The following is a 15,853-nucleotide window of genomic DNA, read 5'->3' on the forward strand; positions in this document are numbered from 1 at the left end:
GCGGACGGGCTAACGATACCCAGCGGCCTGCAGTTCGAACAGTTCCGCGTAGCGGCCGCCCTGCGCCATCAGTTCGTCGTGGGTGCCGCTGGCCTCGATCCGGCCGTCGGCCAGGACCAGGATGCGGTCGGCCATGCGCACGCTGGAGAAGCGGTGCGAGATCAGCACCGCGGTGCGGTTGTCCGACAGCTCCTTGAAGCGCTGGAACACTTCGAATTCGCTGCGCGCGTCCAGCGCGGCGGTCGGCTCGTCGAGGATCATCACCTGCGCGTCGCGCATGTAGGCGCGGGCGATGGCGATCTTCTGCCACTGCCCGCCGGACAGGTCCACGCCGGTCTTGAAGCGGCGCCCGATCACCTGCGCGTAGCCCTGCGGCAGGCCGTCGATCAACTCGGCGGCCATCGCCCGCTGCGCGGCGGCGCGGATCCGCGCCGCGTCGTCCAGTGCGTCGACCTGGCCGACGCCGATGTTCTCGCCGGCGCTGAAGTGATAGCGCACGAAATCCTGGAAGATCACCCCGAGGTTGGCGCGCAGGTCGTCCAGGTCGTAGTCGCGCAGGTCGCGGCCGTCGAGCAGGATGCGGCCCTCGTCCGGGTCGTACAGCCGCGCCAGCAGCTTGACCAGGGTGGTCTTGCCGGCGCCGTTCTCGCCGACCAGGGCCAGCACTTCGCCGGCGCGCAGGGCGAAGTCCAGGTGCCGCACCGCCCACTGTTCGGCGTCCGGGTAGCGGAAGCCGACGTTCTCGAACACGAAGCCCTGCCGGATCGGCCGCGGCACCGGCACCGCGCCGGGGCGGGTGCGGATCTCCGGGACGATGCGGAAGAACGAATACAGGTCGTCCAGGTACAGCGCCTGCCCGGCCACCTGCGAAAAGCCGATCAGCAGGCCTTCCAGCAACTGCCGCAGGCGCAGGAAGCTGCCGGCCAGGAAGGTCAGGTCGCCGATGCTGAAGTCGCCGCGCACGGTACGCCAGGCGATGTAGCCATAGGCCCCGTAGTAGCCCAGCGTGCCCAGCGCCGCCAGCAGCGTGCCCCACAGCATGCGCTTGCGCGCCAGCGCGCGGTTGGCCTGGAAGTAGCGGTCGGCCAAAGCGCGGTAGCGTGCGATCAGGAAGTTGTGCAGGTTGAAGATCTTCACTTCCTTGGCGGTCTCGACGCTGGCGCCGAGCTGGCGCAGGTAGTCGAGCTGGCGGCGCTCGGCCGTCCACTGGAAGTTGAGCGAGTAGCCCAGCGCGTTGAAGTGCGCCTCGCCGATGAAGGCCGGCACCAGCGCCACCGCCAGCAGGGCGATCAGCCATGGCGCGTAAACCAGCAGGCCGACCGCGAAGCTGACCACGGTGATCGCGTCCTGCACCTGGCCGAACAACTGGCTCATCAGGTTCATCCGGCCCATGGTCTGGCGCCGCGCGCGGTCGAGCCGGTCCTGCTGCTCCGGGTCCTCGAAATCCTCCAGGTCCAGTTGCGCGGCATGCTCCATCAACTGCACGCTGGTGGTGTTGTTGAACAGCTCCGACAGCAGCGTGTCGGCATAGCTGACCAGCCGCCCGAGCAGGTCCGAGGCGATCGCGAGCGCCAGCTCCAGGCCCAGCAGTTCCAGCAGCCGGTTCAGGCGGCCGCTGGCCAGGGCCTGGCCTAGCGAATCGAAGCCGGGCGATTGCGCCACCAGGTGGATGGCCTCGTCGATGATCAGCTTGCCGACGTACAGCGAGGCCACCGGCAGCAGCGCGCGCAGCACGCGCAGGCCGATGCTGCTGAGGGTGAGCCAGCGGCTGGTCTGCCAGATCTGGCGCAGGAACGGCGGCAGATTGCGCATCGCGTCGAAGCGTTCGCGCAGGCTCGGACCGGTGCGGGACGCGGCGCGGGCGCCGCCATGAGAGGGGGAGGTGGAGGCCATCGGCGCATTGTGCCGGGGGCGGGTGTGCGCGGGGAGTGTGGGCTGCGCGGCGACGAAGGCTGCACCGGCGCTGACCCGGGTGGCTGGCGCGCGCTTTCTCAGGGCGGGGCATGGGGTAGCCTCGTCGACGTCCAGCCGAGGCCCTTGCCATGTTCGATCCCGTCGCGCGTGCCGTCGCCCGCCTGCGCGCGCACCTGCCGTGGTGGCGCGAACTGCTCGGTTGCGCGGTCTTCGTCCTGGTCGCCGCCGCGCTGCTGCGGTGGGGCGAAGCGACCATGGTGGTGTTGACGCTGTCCTATGTCGCCTTCGCGATTGGCTACAGCCTGTTTCGCCTGTTCGGCGGTCGCGGCAGCATCGACCTCGGTCAGCTATGGCGCGATGTGCTCGATGCGGTGCTCAGTCTGGGCTGATGGCGGGTTAGCGTTGGCAGGTCTGCTCGGTGCCACGGCCGTATCATGCGGTGTCCCGCACCTCACCCCAACCCCTCTCCCGGTGGGAGAGGGGCCGATTGTGCGGCTCGCGGGAGCCTTTCGGCTTACTCGTCCAGCCGCAAGGTCAGGCACTTGGCCGCGCCGCCGGCCTTGAGGAATTCGTCCAGCGGGGTCTGCACCACGCGGTAGCCGATCGCGGCCAGTGCGGCGCACAGCGCCGGCGAGGCGCGGTTGAGCAGCAGGGTGTCGTCCAGGTCCACGGCATTGCAGGCGAAGGCGAGGGCATCGGCCTCGCCGACGGCGATGCGCCGTGCGGCCGGGATGTGCTGGGCGATCGCCTGCTGCGCGGCGGCGTCGAACGCGGCCGGGTAGTACAGCAGGTAGCCGTCGCGCAGCGGGCAGAAGCAGGTGTCCAAGTGATAGAAGCGTGCGTCGACCAGGCGCAGCGGCACCACCTCGATGTCCAGCAGGTCGGTCAGCTCGTGCGCGGCGGCCAGGTCGCTGCGGTGGCCGTGGCCCATCCACAGCCGGCGCGCGCCGCGGTCCAGCAGCGCGTCGCCGGCGCCTTCGAAATACACCTGCTCGGGCAGTTCCTGGATGCGCAGGCCGGCCTGGCGGCACCAGGCGGTGAACAGGGCTTCTTCGCCGCGGCGCTCGGCGTGGCGGAAGCGGCTGGGCACGAAGCGGTCGCCGAGCACCAGGCCGGCGTTGGCGCTGAACACCATGTCCGGCAGGCCCGGCGCGGCAGCAATGCAATCGACGCGCGCACCGGCCGCTTCCGCGGCAGCCACCAGCGCATTCCACTGCGCCTGCGCACGCTCGCGGCTGGCGGCGTGCACGTTGCCTTCCATCCAGGGATTGATCACGTAGTCCACCGCGAAGTGCTGCGGCGCGCACATCAGCAGGCGGTGGCGGTAGCTGGCGCCGGCGCGGGAGTGCGGTTCGGGGGAAGCGAGGGCCAGGTCGGTCTCATCGGCCAGGCCGACAGCAAGGACGTTCTCGATCATGCGCGCGCTCCGCGTCGGGGATGCGCGCCACGCTAGCGGCGGCGTGTTGCGGGGACATGTCGGTGGATTGGTGGCGTACGCCAGCGGGATTGGGGATTGGGGATTCGGGATTGGTGATTCGTCCAAGCAGAGCCGCGCGCGCTGGGTTTGCCTGGTGTTGGCATGCGTGGTCGTGCGTCCAGCGGTGAGCATTCGGGAGTTTTGAAATGCTATGCATCCTTGCCGACTACGCGATCCTGCCTCCGAATCCCCAATCCCGAATCCCCAATCCCGGCGCGCAGCGCCCTTACGGCAGCGTCGGCTGCAAACCCACGCCCAATCGGTTCCAGGCGTTGATCACCGCCACGGCCATGGTCAGCGCGCTGATCCCGGCCGGGTCGAACTGTGCCGTCAGTGCGTCGTACACGACCTGCGGCGGCGCGCCGGCGGGTAGCGTGGTCAGCGCCTCGGCCCAGTCCAGCGCGGCGCGCTCGCGGGCATCGAAGAAGCGGCTGTCGCGCCAGGCGGCGAGGGTGTCGAGCTTGCGTGGTTCGGTACCGGCCTTGCGCAGGGCGGTGGCATGCATGTCGATGCAGTAGGCGCAGCCGTTGAGCTGGGAGACGCGCAGGAACACCAGTTCGGTGAGGGCGCTGCCGAGCGTGCCGTCGTGGACCTGCTGGCTGGCGCCGAGCAGGGCGCGGTACGCCTCGGGTTCGTGGCGGGTGTAGTCGATGCGATGGAAAGGCATGGTGGGTCCAAGCATGGCGGCCACCATGGCCGCCTTCCCCTCCAGGACGCGGCGGCGCGTCCCGGCGTGACAGCGCCGGCGCAGGTCAGTCGCGGCTGGCTGCAGGTCGCGCCGTCGGCGTCGGCAGCTTGTCCGGGTTCATCAGGGTCAGCACCTCGGCGATGCGCTCGCCGTCGATCACCAGCACCGTCGCCGAGTGCAGCCGTGGCCCCAGGAAACGCAGGATCGCCGGTTCGCCGTTGACCGTGCCGATCCGCGCCCGCAGGCCCAGGTCGCGCCGCGCCACGGCCCAGTACAGCCGACCGATGCGCTCGGCGCCGTGCAGCGGGCGCAGGCTGGCGGTGACCTTGCCGCCGCCGTCGGAGCGCAACTGCGCGTCGGCATGCAGCAGGGCGACGATGGCGGCGCGGTCGCCGCGCTGCGAGGCGTGCAGGAAGCGCTCCAGCAACTGGCGGTGGCGCTCGGGCGTGACCGCGAAGCGCGCCTGGCCATGGCCGAGCCGTTCGCGCGCCCGGTGCACCAGTTGCCGGCAGCCGGCCTCGCTGCGCTCCAGGGTGCGGCCGATCTGCGCGTAGTCGTAGTCGAACGCTTCCTTCAACAGGAACGCCGCGCGCTCGTGCGGGTTCAGCCGCTCCAGCAACGCCAGGAAGGCCAGCGACACCTGCTCGGCGCGGTCATGGCGCTCGGCCGGGTCAGCGTCTTCTGCGTCGGCGATCTCCAGCGGCTCGGGCAGCCACGGCCCGACGTAGTGGACGCGTGCGCTGCGCGCCGCGCGCAGGCGGTCCAGGCCGAGCCGGGTGGTGGCGGTCACCAGCCAGGCTTCGGGGTCGCGGATCGCGCCGCGGTCGCTGGCCTGCCAGCGCAGCCAGGCGTCCTGCACGGTGTCCTCGGCGTCGGCGCGGCTGCCGAGCAGGCGGTAGGCCAGGCCGAACAGCCGGGCGCGGTGGGATTCGAAGGTCGGATCGTGGGTCATGACGACCAGGACGGAACAGGGCGTGCCGGCGTGACAGCGGGCGGGGCCGCCACTTTGCCCTAAAATGGGCGGGTTTCCCCCCGCCAGCCGCAGAGCCAGCCGTGACCTCGATCAAGCAGGAAGACCTCATCCAGTCCGTCGCCGACGCGCTGCAGTACATCAGCTACTACCATCCGGTCGACTACATCAAGAATCTGTCCGCGGCCTACGAGCGCGAGCAGTCGCCGGCGGCCAAGGACGCCATCGCGCAGATCCTGATCAATTCGCGCATGTGCGCCGAGGGCCACCGGCCGATCTGCCAGGACACCGGCATCGTCACCGTGTTCCTCGAGATCGGCATGAACGTGCGCTGGGACGACGCCACGATGGGCGTGGAGGACATGGTCAACGAGGGCGTACGCCGCGCCTACAACCATCCGGACAACAAGCTGCGCGCCTCGGTGCTGGCCGACCCGGCCGGCAAGCGCCAGAACACCAAGGACAACACCCCGGCGGTGGTCAACGTGAAGGTCGTCCCCGGCGACACCGTCGACGTCATCGTCGCGGCCAAGGGCGGCGGCTCGGAGGCCAAGAGCAAGTTCGCCATGCTCAATCCGTCCGATTCCATCGTCGACTGGGTGCTCAAGACCGTGCCGACCATGGGCGCCGGCTGGTGCCCGCCGGGCATGCTCGGCATCGGCATCGGCGGCACCGCCGAGAAGGCGATGCTGCTGGCCAAGGAAGCGCTGATGGAGCCGATCGACATCGTCGACCTGCAGGCCCGTGGCGCGTCCAACCGTGCCGAGGAGCTGCGCCTGGAACTGTACGAGAAGGTCAACGCGCTGGGCATCGGCGCGCAGGGCCTGGGCGGCCTGACCACGGTGCTGGACATCAAGGTCAAGGATTACCCGACCCACGCCGCCAACCTGCCGGTGGCGATGATCCCCAACTGCGCGGCCACCCGCCATGCGCACTTCACCCTGGACGGCAGCGGCGCGGTGATGCTGGATCCGCCCTCGCTGGAGGACTGGCCCAAGCTCACCTACAACCCGACCAATGCGCGCCGGGTGAACCTGGACACCATCACCCGCGAGGAAGTGGCCAGCTTCAAGCCGGGCGAGACCATCCTGCTCAACGGCAAGCTGCTGACCGGCCGCGACGCCGCGCACAAGCGCATGATCGACATGCTCAACCGCGGCGAGACGCTGCCGGTGGACTTCACCAACCGCTTCATCTACTACGTCGGCCCGGTCGATCCGGTGCGCGACGAAGTAGTCGGCCCGGCCGGCCCCACCACCGCCACGCGCATGGACAAGTTCACCCGGCAGATGCTGGAGCAGACCGGCCTGCTGGGCATGGTCGGCAAGTCCGAGCGCGGCGATGCGGCGATCGCCGCGATCCGCGACAACAAGGCGGTGTACCTGATGGCGGTCGGCGGCTCGGCCTACCTGGTGTCCAAGGCGATCAAGGCCAGCAAGGTGCTGGCGTTCGAAGACCTGGGCATGGAGGCGATCTACGAGTTCGAGGTCAAGGACATGCCGGTGACCGTGGCGGTCGACGCCAGCGGCGAGTCGGTGCACAAGACCGGCCCGCGCGAGTGGCAGGCGCGCATCGGCAAGATCCCGGTGGTGGTCGAGGCCTGATCGGCCCCGGCGCGAACGCCGGCGCGAGTGCCGGCGTTCCGTATCGCGCTGGCGGCGTGCGGGCGGCGCGGCAATAATCGGCGCTGGTTCCGTCTCCGGGGAAAGCGTCGTGTCCATCGTCCTTTACGGTTCGCCCAGTACCGCCTCGTTCGTCGTGCACTGGTTGCTGATCGAACTGCAGGTCGATTTCGAACTGCGCATGCTCGATTTCGACCGCCAGGAGCAGAAGAGCCCCGAGTACCTGGCGCTCAACCCGCAGGGGCGGGTGCCGACCTTGGTGTTGGACGGGCAGGTGCTGACCGAATCGGTCGCCATCGCCATGCATCTGGCCGACCTGTATCCGCATGCCGGCCTGGCGCCGCCGCCCGGCACGCCCGAGCGCGCGGCCTACTACCGCTGGATGCTGTTCGGCGCCTACACCCTGATGCCGGCCTACCGCGACTGGTTCTATCCCGACGAACCGGCCGGCGCCGACAATGCCGAGCGCGTGCGCGCCAGTGCCCGTGCGTTCCTGGAAAAGGCCTGGGACGAGGTGGCGGCCCACCTGGAGCAGGGCGGCCCCTACCTGCTGGGCGAGCACTGCAGCGCCGCCGACTTCGTGCTGGTCATGCTGATGCGCTGGTCGCGCAACATGCCGCGGCCCACCGACCGCTGGCCGGCGCTGAAGGCGCTGGCCGACAGGATGAAGGCGCGCCCGGCGTTCCACGAAGCCTATCGGCGGGAAGGCATTACCGACTGGATGTGAGTGACGGCGCGGGGCGTTGCGCCGGATGTCGGCGATTGCGTTGTCGGGCGTCGCGATTGCCAAGCTTTTTTGCGGCGCTCTCGGGGCATCGCGCCGGCACTCGCGCCATCCGCACTGGCGCGCGCTTTTCCCTGGGCTTCGATCTGGGAGCCGAACCGACGTCACATGGATCGAGGGCGGGCGCACTGACTGTTGTCGTGGTTTGCTACACACATGGAAGCGGCGAGCAGCGCTGAGCAACGCGCGGCCTTGCCGCTTGCGTCACCTTGTCGCACCCGCTTCTCCGGTCCGTTCGCTGCCGCCAGTGCCGCCTAGAACGGCCCGGTGTCCGTCCTCCGTGCTCCCGCCCGACTGCGCCGCCTGATGCGCTGGCCTGCCTTGCTGGCCGCGCTGTTGCTGGTGGTCGCTCCGGTGGCCAGCCGCCTGCTCGAAGCAGCGACGCTGCCGGTGCCGTTGTGCACCGCGGCCGGATTTCAGGCCGACGCGGACCTGCCGCCGCCGCACGGCGCCGTCCGTGCCGGCCACGAAGACGCGTCGGGCGTGCAGCGCGACCATGGCCCGGCCAACGCCTTTGCCGGGCTGCGCCCGGAACGCACCACCCAGCTCGATCTCGGCCTGCAGTACCGCGGCGCGAGCGTGCAGGGCTGGGTCTCCGCCTACGCCGGGCGGGTGCAGGACTTCATCCTGTTCACCTATGCCGACGGCGGCATGATGGGCACCACCACCCGCGTCGACAACGTCGATGCGCGCATCGCCGGCGCCGAGGCGGGCGTGGAGTGGCAGCCGCTGCACGGCCTGACCCTTGGCGGCACGCTGGCCTACGCCTGGGGCGAGAATCGCAGCGACGGCACGCCATTGCCGCAGATGCCGCCGCTGGAATCGCGGTTGCGACTGGACTGGGAAGGACAACGCTGGTCGGCCGGCGCGCTGCTGCGCGCGGTCGCGCGGCAGGGGCGGGTGGCATTGGATCAGGGCAACGTGGTCGGCCGCGACCTCGGCCGCAGCGCCGGTTTCGCCACGTTGGGGCTGAGCGGTGGCTACCGGGTCAGCGAGGGGCTGCGGCTGAGCGCCGGCATCGACAACGTCTTCGACCGGCGCTACAGCGAACATCTCAACCTGGCCGGCAGCGCCGATTTCGGTTTCCCGGCCGACCCGGTGCTGCGTATCGCCGAGCCGGGCCGCAACCTGTGGCTGAAGGGCAACTACCGGTTCTGAGCGACCAACGCACGCGACGCCCAGGCGGGCGCCGCGTGCCTCGCTCAGGCGTGGCCGATCAGAACCACTCCAGCAGCGAGATGCCGACGCCGACATAGGTGGCGCGGTGGTTGTAGTCGATCATGCTCTCGCCGTAGCCATCGAACACCTGCACATGGCCGCGCAGCAGGTTGCTGATCGGGAAACCCCAGTCGAGTTGCACCGCGCCGTGCGAGCGGTCGCCGCCGCGCAGCGAGTGCCGCGCCATCAGCGCCACCTCGTGGCCGTTGCGGTTGTAGATCAGGGTCGCATCGCCGCGGCCCATGTAGTCCTCGATGTCCGGGTTGTTGTCCTGCTTGCGGCTCTCCGGGATGCGGTACCAGGGGCGCAGCACCAGCGCCCAGTTGTCGCGGTCCAGGCCGATGTTGAGCATCGCCCGGTTCCAGCTGCGCGACAGCGGATCGCTGCGGCCGTTGGACTGGTGGGTCAGCTGGATGCCGGTCATCCGTCCCTTCCAGCCGAACAGGCTGTAGTTGTTGCGGAACACCAGCATCAGTTCCGGCTCGTAGTTGGTCTCGCGGAACGGCCGCGACTGCTCGGAGTTGTACACCTGCCAGCGCGAGCTCTGGGTGTAGGCGCCCCACAGGTCGCCGTTGTCGCCGAAGATGTTCTCCACGATCTTGGTCTTGAAGCTCAGCTGGAATTTCGCCTCCACGCTGTCCAGCGGCTCGGCGGTGGTCACCGTGTTGGCCGGGTTCGGCGAGGACGGCAGTTCGTTCTTCTTGCTGGTCCAGAACGCCGGCAGCAGGTACACCGGCTTGTAGGCGCGCAACTGGAAGGTGCCCAGCTTGGAGTCCTTGGCCAGCTCCCAGCGGCTGTCCAGCAGCGAGCCCTTGCCGGCATTGGCGATGGTGCTGTCGTAGCGGTCCTGCTTGAAGATCGCGGCGGCGCGCTGGCGGGTGCGCTCGGCGACGCCGGCATCCTCCGGCACGCTGGCGTCCAGCTTTTGCTTCTGGCGTTCGCTGGCGGCCTGCGCCGCGGCGTCGGCGGCCTGCGGGTCGGCGGTGCGGCGCGATAGCGCCTGGTCGTAGCAGGCCAGGCGGGCGGCGTCGCTGGAGATGGCCACGCAGGCTTCCGGCGAGGCGGGGGTGGGCAGGACTTCCTGCGCGTGCGCAAGCGGCGCGGCCGCGATCGACAGCAGCAACAGGGGACGGACCTGACGATGGGACATGCGGTTCTCGCTGCAACGGGCGGCGCGGGCGGGTGGTGCGCTGCCGGGGTGAATGGCCGGCAGGGAAAATACAGGAAGTGACGACAACAGGGTCATCACACGTTCATGCTGTCGCCGCGACGTCGTCTTCAGGCGTCCTGCGTCAGAGCAGCCAGGCCACCGCGAACACCGCCAGCATCGCCAGCGCCAGGCCGAGCTTGGCGGCGGTACCCAGGACGATGCCCAGCCAGGTGCCGACACCGACCCGCGTCGCCTGGCGCAGCTCGCGCCCATGCCAGTACTCCCCGGCCAGGGCGCCGACGAAGGGGCCGACGAACAGCCCGATCGGCATGAAAAACATGCCGGCGATCCCGCCCAGCACCGATCCCCACAGCGCCTTGCGGCTGGCACCGACGCGTTGCGCGCCGAACGCGGTGGCCAGCAGGTCGACCAGCAGCGACAACGCGGTGAGCACGCCGAGCACGGTCAGCGTCGGCCAACCCAGCCGCTGGAAGCCGTCGGCCCAGGCCGCCAGCAGCATCCCGGCGAACATCAGCGGGGTACCGGGCAGGGCCGGCAGCAGCACCCCCGCCAGCCCGACCAGAACCAGGAGACCGGCACAGACGTAATAGATGAACGCAGGGTCCACGTAGCTCACCGCAGGGGAGATTTGGGGGTTGACAGATGGGGTCTTTTTGCTGATTGCATTTTCATTTTGACCGGGGTAAGTTGCAGCCGCTGCGTTTGCAAAGGTCACCGTGAATCGTGGCCTGATGCGGTAGATCCACCGATCCGCTACATCGTTATACCTCGCTTCCTCCTTGCAACCAGCCGCCGCCCCCACGGCGTACCCACCCCTGAGACGTGTTCCAAGGAGTAAGTCCATCATGAACGGCACTGGCAATCGCGAAAACGGCACCGTGAAGTGGTTCAACGATGCCAAGGGTTTCGGTTTCATCAGCCGCGAAAACGGCGAGGACGTGTTCGTGCACTTCCGGGCGATCCAGACCCAGGGCTTCAAGAGCCTGAAGGAAGGTCAGAAGGTCAGCTTCACCGTGGTGCAGGGCCAGAAGGGCCTGCAGGCCGACGCGGTGCAGCCGCTCTGAGTCGTTGCCGCGCGGCGTCGCGCGCAGCGCAGCAAAAAGGCCCGCAGTGCGGGCCTTTTTGCGTTCAGGCAGGTCGGCGAGGCCGATGATCAGCGCGGTACGACGCGCCCGTTGACCACGCGCACGTAGGTGTTCTCGCGCACGCCGGCCAGGTCGCGCTGGTTGACCACGATCACCCGGCCGTCGTCCATCTGCACATGCACGTCGTAGGTGTCGCTGGTGACGTTCTTCTGGATCTCGTTGCCGGCCAGCGCGCCGGCCGCCGCACCGGCCACCGCCGACACGTTCTGGTTGCCCTTGCTGCCGCCGGTGTGATCGGAAATCTCGTGGCCGGCGACCGCGCCGACGATGCCGCCGAGGATCGCGCCGGTGGCCGACGGCGCAGTGCGGCCCGACGGCACGGTGTCGATGCGGGTGACGATGCCGCAGTCGGCGCAGCGGGTCTGGGTGTAACCGTCGCGCGCCGGCTGGCTGTAGCCGCCGCCGTAACCGCCGCCATAGCCGGGGGACGTGGCGCAGCCTGCCAGCGCCAGGGTCGCCACGGCGGCGGTGGCCATCAGTTGGATCTTCATGGGTGCTCTCCTCGACAGACAGTGATGGAGCGCGGCGGCAGCGCCGCGTTCGCACGCATCCTGTCCACCCGTGCGTGAATGCAACGCCAATCCTGGCAGGCGCCGTTCAGCCTCGCGGCGGCCGGCGTCAGCGGCAATTCATGCAAGGAGGTTCATCCGAAAGCACGATGCGGAACAGCATGAGACCGCTGCCAGCGGAGCATCGAACCAGCGCGATCCCACATCGTCAGCCAGCGGCGTCGTCAGGCTTCGAAAACGGGCATTCAGCCCGGCGCCGGCACCCACGTCGGCGTCGATCGTGCCAGACGCTCAGCGGAAATCGCGGTGACAGGCGTCGCAGCGTTCGTCGATCTGCTGGCGCGCCTGCGCCAGCGCGGCACAGTCGGCCGGCGGCTGCGCCAGTGCCGCGTCCGCGCTGGCGCGCAGCGCGTTGGCGTGCTCGCGGAAGCGGCTGTCGTCGGCCAGGTCGGGGAACGCGGTGTCCAGTTCGTCGCCGAGCAGGCGCAGCGTGCGCAGTCGCGCCTGCGGACCGGCGCCGCTGCATTGCCGGTGCGCGGCGTCGCGTTCGAGCAGCGCCAGTTGCTTGCCCATGACCTGCATCAGGCTGCGCGGGAACGGATCCTGCCGCGCCTGCACTGCACGCAGCGCCATCACCGTCAGCACCAGGCCGAGCAGCAGCCCGGCCAGCAACACGAACAGATAGCGGGACGCGGAAGCGGGCGGGGGCGGCTTGGCCATGGCAGGCATGCGCGGCAGGAAGGAATGCCGATGGTACGCCTGCCTTCGCCACCGGCGTCGCCCACGCAGACCAGCGGCGCAATCCCCAATCCCCAATCCCGGCCTAAAATAGGCGGATGAACGAACAATGGCGCGAGCGCTTCGCCGGCATCGACCGGCTCTACGGACAAGGCACGATCGCGCGGCTGGCGCAGTGCCGGGTGGCGGTGGTGGGCATGGGCGGGGTCGGCTCGTGGGTGGTGGAGGCGCTGGCGCGCTCGGCGGTCGGGCATCTGACCCTGATCGACGCCGACGACATCTGCGTGTCCAACACTAACCGGCAACTGCCGGCGCTGGCGGGGCAGTACGGGCGCAACAAGGCGGTGGCGATGGCCGAGCGCTGCCTGGCGATCAATCCGCAGATCGAGGCGGTGGCGGTCGAAGCCTTCCTGACCCCGACCAACATCGCCGAACTGCTCGACGCCGGCTTCGACCTGGTGATCGATGCCTGCGACAGCTTCCGGGTCAAGGTCGAGACCATCGCCTGGTGCCGCCGGCGCAAGCTGCCGCTGCTGACCGTCGGCTCGGCCGGCGGGCGCACCGATCCGACCCTTGTGCGGATCCGCGACGTGTCGCGCACCGAGCACGACGCGATGCTGGCGCTGATCCGCAAGAAGCTGCGCAGCGAATTCAACTTCCCCAAGAACGCGCAGCGCTATTTCGGTGTGCCGGCGGTGTACTCGCTGGAAAACGTGCGCTACCCCCAGGCCGACGGCAGCGTCTGCGGACTGCGGCCGGCGCTGGGGCCGGATGCGGCCTTGAACCTGGACTGTGGCGCCGGGCTGGGCGCGGCCACCCACATCACCGGGGCGTTCGCCTTCGCCGCGGTCGGCAAGGCGCTGGAGATGCTGTTGAAGCGCGCCGCGGCGCGCGAGGTCGCGGCCGCCTAGCGCCTGTCGGTGGGCGGCTGCGGCGCATCCGGTACGCGGGTCGCCGCGCCGCTCATCAGGTTGCGCTCGGTGCTGGCCTGCAGGAGCGCCAGCCGTTCCAGGTCCTGCGCCGGCTGCGGCCGGCCGAACAGGAAGCCCTGGAAGTGCCGGCAGCCCATCGCCGAGAGCATCTCGCACTGCTGCGCATCCTCGATGCCTTCGGCCAATGCGACCATGCCCATCACCTCGGAGATCTCCACGATCTTGGCCAGCAGGCGCCGCGAGGACTCGTCGGCCCTGGCGTCGTTGACGAACTGCCGGTCGATCTTGAGCTTGGTGACCGGCAGCGTCCGCAGCATCGCCAGCGACGAGAAGCCGGTGCCGAAGTCGTCCAGCGCCCAGCCGATGCCGAACGCCTTGAGTTCGTGCATCTTGGCGCGCACCCCGGCGGTATCCACGTACAGCGCCGATTCGGTCAGCTCGAATTCCAGCGACGCCGGCGCCACGCCTTCGCTGGTGATCACCTGCTTCACCGTGGACACGAAATTGGGGTCGAGCAACTGCACGGGGCTGACGTTCACTGCGACCACCAGCGCACGCAGGTCCGGGTCGTGCGACCAGCGTCGCAGCGTCGCGCAGGCCTGGCGCAGCACTTCCAGGCCCACGTCGCGGATCAACTGGCTCTCTTCGGCCAGCGGGATGAACTTGTCCGGGGTCAGCAGCTTGCCGCTGGGATGGCGCCAGCGCACCAGCGCTTCGGCGCCGAGCATGCTGCCGTTCGCGCTGACCTGCGGTTGGTACAGCACTTCGATCTCGCCGTTGCCGACCGCGCGTGCCAGTTCCCGCTCCAGCGAGATGCGCGCGTTCACGTCGTTGCGGTAGATGTGCAGGATCGCCGCCAGCAGGCCGGCGGCGCAGGCCATGTTGCAGATGGCGCCGAGCCGGCGCATCCGCTGCGGTGGCGAGTCATGCGGCGCCAGCCAGTCCAGTTCGCCCGAGCCGAAGGCGACGAAGGCGGCCAGGCACGCCATGGGAAACACCAGCGCGCGGTAGCGGCGGCTGCGGTCGAACACGAACAGTGCGCCTGCTGCCAGCGGCAGGAAGAAGGTGTGCACGGACCGTGGCACCGTGGCGATCGGCGCGTCGATGATCGAGATCACCAGGACCACGGCGAAGACGCCGTGCGCCACCAGCGACAGCGAGCCCTCGTCGCAGTGGCGGCGGCGGCCCAGCGCGAGCAGGCCGACCGCCGTCAGCCCGACGAAGGCGATCGCCAGTTCGGGCCGGCCGTAGTACAGGTAGCACACGGTCCACAACGCACCGAGCGAGGTGCACGAGACCCCGGCCAGGGTCATGGTGCTGCGCATCTTGCGGCTGCGATTGCTGTCGCGGAATTTCAGCGAGACCCAGCTTTCGCCGTTGGATGCGTGTTTTTCCGAAGCTGCGCCGCTCTTCATTGCCGCAACGCTCGCATGCGCGATGGCGCCGTTCGCGCCGCAGCGGCCGCGGAGGAGGCGATCGCACGCGAGCGCCGCGCGCTGGGGAGAAGCGGGTAGGGAATGCGGCTTGCCGACTGTTTCACGCCAGGATGATCCGATCTGCCAGAACGCGTGCCATCGAGCCGGCCGCCGAGCCTTCGCTGAGAGCGAACGGGTTCACACTCCGGTACCTGGCGGACAAAGCGCCGCTCGCCGTTTCAGCGCGGTGCACAGTAGCAGAAGCAAGTGCGCCGAAACGCGGCCAAAAGGCGTGCATCCGCCTGCCCAGGTCACAGTTTCGGACGAAAGCCGTTTTGCCGGGCGATGTGCCGCACCGACCGCCTTTCAGTCACGCGTTGCGCGGCCGACGTGTGGCGTCTGTTCCTGTGTCGGCGCGTCAAAAAGCGACGCGCAGCGTCGGAATGTGCGGTGTGCAGGAACGCGCTGGGTCAGGCGATGACGGGCGTGCCGGCGCGCGTGTCGGGCAGGCCGAACAGGCGCCGCGCGTTGGCCGCGGTCTGCGCGGCGATGGCGGCGGCAGGTGCGTCGCGCAGGTCGGCGATGGCGTCCAGCACCGTGCGCAGCCGTGCCGGTTCGTTGCGCTGCCCGCGGATCGCCGCGTCGGGCTGGTCCGGCGCATCGGTTTCCAGCAGCAATTGCTCCAGGGGCATCGTGGCGGCGAGCCGACGCAGGCGCTGCGCGCGTTCGTAGGTGACCGGCCCGCCCAGGCCGATCAGGAAATCCAGCGATCGCAACTGTGCGGCCTGTTCGACGCTGCCGGCGAAACTGTGCACCACGCCGCGCACCCGGCCGACCTTGCGGATCGCCAGGATCACGGCGTCCACCGCGCGTCGCGCATGCACGATCACCGGCAGGTCGAAGCGCCGCGCCAGTTGCAGTTGCCCGACGAAGTAGCGGTGCTGCTCGGCCGCGTCCAGGCCTTCGACGAAGAAGTCCAGGCCGCACTCGCCGATCGCGCACGGCCGCTCGCGTGCGATCCACTCTTCCAATGCCTGCAGGTCGTCAGGGCGATGCTCGGCCAGGAACAGCGGATGCAGGCCATACGCCGGATACAGCCCGGGCGCTGCCGCGCAGACCGCGCGCAGCTTGGGCCAGGACGCCGCGGTCACCGCCGGCACCACCTGCGCCTGCACGCCCGCCGCCTGCGCGCGCGCGATCACCGCGTCGCGGTCGGGATCGAACTCCGCCGCGTCCAGGTGGCAATGGCTGTCGATCAACTGCATCGGCG

Annotated in this window: 15 protein-coding genes and 1 pseudogene; 6 read left to right on the forward strand and 10 right to left on the reverse strand. The window is 69.5% G+C overall.

Translation table 11 applies throughout. The annotated features are described in order from the left end of the window. Positions 1-9 precede the first annotated feature (9 nt). Positions 10-1,893, reverse strand: a complete 1,884-nt coding sequence (locus tag AC1PK7_RS08780) for an ABC transporter ATP-binding protein (RefSeq protein WP_420009611.1) — start codon at positions 1,891-1,893, stop codon at positions 10-12. Positions 1,894-2,042: 149 nt separating this feature from the next. Between AC1PK7_RS08780 and AC1PK7_RS08785 the strand changes: the two genes are divergently transcribed. Beyond that, complete coding sequence (locus tag AC1PK7_RS08785; protein ID WP_420009612.1) at positions 2,043-2,303, forward strand: hypothetical protein; 261 nt, start codon at positions 2,043-2,045, stop codon at positions 2,301-2,303. Between the two features lie 125 nt (positions 2,304-2,428). Here AC1PK7_RS08785 and AC1PK7_RS08790 read toward each other — a convergent pair whose 3' ends face one another. The 3 genes from AC1PK7_RS08790 to AC1PK7_RS08800 form a co-directional block, all read right to left on the reverse strand. After that, on the reverse strand, positions 2,429-3,331 hold the full coding sequence (locus AC1PK7_RS08790) for a dimethylarginine dimethylaminohydrolase family protein (RefSeq protein WP_420009613.1): 903 nt from the start codon (positions 3,329-3,331) through the stop codon (positions 2,429-2,431). 286 nt (positions 3,332-3,617) lie between these two features. Then, on the reverse strand, positions 3,618-4,058 hold the full coding sequence (locus AC1PK7_RS08795; RefSeq protein ID WP_481100513.1) for a carboxymuconolactone decarboxylase family protein: 441 nt from the start codon (positions 4,056-4,058) through the stop codon (positions 3,618-3,620). Between the two features lie 85 nt (positions 4,059-4,143). Beyond that, a complete protein-coding gene (locus AC1PK7_RS08800) occupies positions 4,144-5,031 on the reverse strand; it encodes an RNA polymerase sigma-70 factor (protein ID WP_371181729.1) in 888 nt (295 codons plus the stop codon). A gap of 101 nt (positions 5,032-5,132) precedes the next feature. On the opposite strand from AC1PK7_RS08800, the gene AC1PK7_RS08805 reads away from it, so the two are divergent. From AC1PK7_RS08805 to AC1PK7_RS08815, 3 genes and pseudogenes are all read left to right on the forward strand, one after another. After that, positions 5,133-6,653: a fumarate hydratase gene (locus AC1PK7_RS08805; RefSeq protein WP_481100514.1), complete on the forward strand. Its 1,521-nt coding sequence runs from the start codon at positions 5,133-5,135 to the stop codon at positions 6,651-6,653. Positions 6,654-6,762: 109 nt separating this feature from the next. After that, complete coding sequence (locus AC1PK7_RS08810) at positions 6,763-7,398, forward strand: glutathione S-transferase family protein (protein ID WP_371181730.1); 636 nt, start codon at positions 6,763-6,765, stop codon at positions 7,396-7,398. Between the two features lie 555 nt (positions 7,399-7,953). Continuing rightward, a pseudogene (locus tag AC1PK7_RS08815) lies at positions 7,954-8,613 on the forward strand (TonB-dependent receptor domain-containing protein); the annotation flags it as partial. Positions 8,614-8,671: 58 nt separating this feature from the next. Here the strand turns inward: AC1PK7_RS08815 and AC1PK7_RS08820 are convergent. Together AC1PK7_RS08820 and AC1PK7_RS08825 are read right to left on the reverse strand one after the other, a co-directional pair. Further along, on the reverse strand, positions 8,672-9,823 hold the full coding sequence (locus tag AC1PK7_RS08820; protein WP_481100515.1) for a phospholipase A: 1,152 nt from the start codon (positions 9,821-9,823) through the stop codon (positions 8,672-8,674). A gap of 142 nt (positions 9,824-9,965) precedes the next feature. Then, positions 9,966-10,451, reverse strand: a complete 486-nt coding sequence (locus AC1PK7_RS08825) for a DUF456 domain-containing protein (RefSeq protein ID WP_010344408.1) — start codon at positions 10,449-10,451, stop codon at positions 9,966-9,968. Positions 10,452-10,689: 238 nt separating this feature from the next. Here AC1PK7_RS08825 and AC1PK7_RS08830 point away from each other — a divergent pair, with 238 nt between their 5' ends. After that, the gene (locus AC1PK7_RS08830) at positions 10,690-10,908 is read left to right on the forward strand and encodes a cold-shock protein (protein WP_017909030.1); all 219 of its coding nucleotides are present in this window, start codon (positions 10,690-10,692) and stop codon (positions 10,906-10,908) included. Positions 10,909-10,997: 89 nt separating this feature from the next. Here AC1PK7_RS08830 and AC1PK7_RS08835 read toward each other — a convergent pair whose 3' ends face one another. Together AC1PK7_RS08835 and AC1PK7_RS08840 are read right to left on the reverse strand one after the other, a co-directional pair. After that, positions 10,998-11,480 (reverse strand): glycine zipper 2TM domain-containing protein, encoded by a 483-nt coding sequence (locus AC1PK7_RS08835; protein WP_481100516.1) that lies wholly within the window; start codon positions 11,478-11,480, stop codon positions 10,998-11,000. Between the two features lie 309 nt (positions 11,481-11,789). Then, positions 11,790-12,218, reverse strand: a complete 429-nt coding sequence (locus tag AC1PK7_RS08840; RefSeq protein WP_371181732.1) for a hypothetical protein — start codon at positions 12,216-12,218, stop codon at positions 11,790-11,792. Between the two features lie 116 nt (positions 12,219-12,334). Here AC1PK7_RS08840 and AC1PK7_RS08845 point away from each other — a divergent pair, with 116 nt between their 5' ends. Further along, the gene (locus tag AC1PK7_RS08845; protein ID WP_420009621.1) at positions 12,335-13,147 is read left to right on the forward strand and encodes a tRNA threonylcarbamoyladenosine dehydratase; all 813 of its coding nucleotides are present in this window, start codon (positions 12,335-12,337) and stop codon (positions 13,145-13,147) included. Here AC1PK7_RS08845 and AC1PK7_RS08850 read toward each other — a convergent pair. Next, positions 13,144-14,583, reverse strand: coding sequence for a putative bifunctional diguanylate cyclase/phosphodiesterase (locus tag AC1PK7_RS08850; RefSeq protein WP_481100517.1), 1,440 nt, complete (start codon positions 14,581-14,583; stop codon positions 13,144-13,146). The two genes, AC1PK7_RS08845 and AC1PK7_RS08850, sit on opposite strands and share 4 nt — an antisense overlap. Positions 14,584-15,053: 470 nt before the next feature. Further along, complete coding sequence (locus AC1PK7_RS08855; RefSeq protein WP_420009623.1) at positions 15,054-15,848, reverse strand: TatD family hydrolase; 795 nt, start codon at positions 15,846-15,848, stop codon at positions 15,054-15,056. Positions 15,849-15,853 lie beyond the last annotated feature (5 nt).

Source organism: Xanthomonas sp. NCPPB 3174 (assembly GCF_056725205.1).

Excerpts from the sequence above, each read along its gene's own strand:
- AC1PK7_RS08780 (WP_420009611.1), bottom strand. The coding sequence starts at position 1,893 with ATGGCCTCCACCTCCCCCTCTCATGGCGGCGCCCGCGCCGCGTCCCGC.
- AC1PK7_RS08785 (WP_420009612.1), top strand. The coding sequence starts at position 2,043 with ATGTTCGATCCCGTCGCGCGTGCCGTCGCCCGCCTGCGCGCGCACCTG.
- AC1PK7_RS08790 (WP_420009613.1), bottom strand. The coding sequence starts at position 3,331 with ATGATCGAGAACGTCCTTGCTGTCGGCCTGGCCGATGAGACCGACCTG.
- AC1PK7_RS08795 (WP_481100513.1), bottom strand. The coding sequence starts at position 4,058 with ATGCCTTTCCATCGCATCGACTACACCCGCCACGAACCCGAGGCGTAC.
- AC1PK7_RS08800 (WP_371181729.1), bottom strand. The coding sequence starts at position 5,031 with ATGACCCACGATCCGACCTTCGAATCCCACCGCGCCCGGCTGTTCGGC.
- AC1PK7_RS08820 (WP_481100515.1), bottom strand. The coding sequence starts at position 9,823 with ATGTCCCATCGTCAGGTCCGTCCCCTGTTGCTGCTGTCGATCGCGGCC.
- AC1PK7_RS08830 (WP_017909030.1), top strand. The coding sequence starts at position 10,690 with ATGAACGGCACTGGCAATCGCGAAAACGGCACCGTGAAGTGGTTCAAC.
- AC1PK7_RS08835 (WP_481100516.1), bottom strand. The coding sequence starts at position 11,480 with ATGAAGATCCAACTGATGGCCACCGCCGCCGTGGCGACCCTGGCGCTG.
- AC1PK7_RS08840 (WP_371181732.1), bottom strand. The coding sequence starts at position 12,218 with ATGGCCAAGCCGCCCCCGCCCGCTTCCGCGTCCCGCTATCTGTTCGTG.
- AC1PK7_RS08845 (WP_420009621.1), top strand. The coding sequence starts at position 12,335 with ATGAACGAACAATGGCGCGAGCGCTTCGCCGGCATCGACCGGCTCTAC.
- AC1PK7_RS08850 (WP_481100517.1), bottom strand. The coding sequence starts at position 14,583 with ATGAAGAGCGGCGCAGCTTCGGAAAAACACGCATCCAACGGCGAAAGC.
- AC1PK7_RS08855 (WP_420009623.1), bottom strand. The coding sequence starts at position 15,848 with ATGCAGTTGATCGACAGCCATTGCCACCTGGACGCGGCGGAGTTCGAT.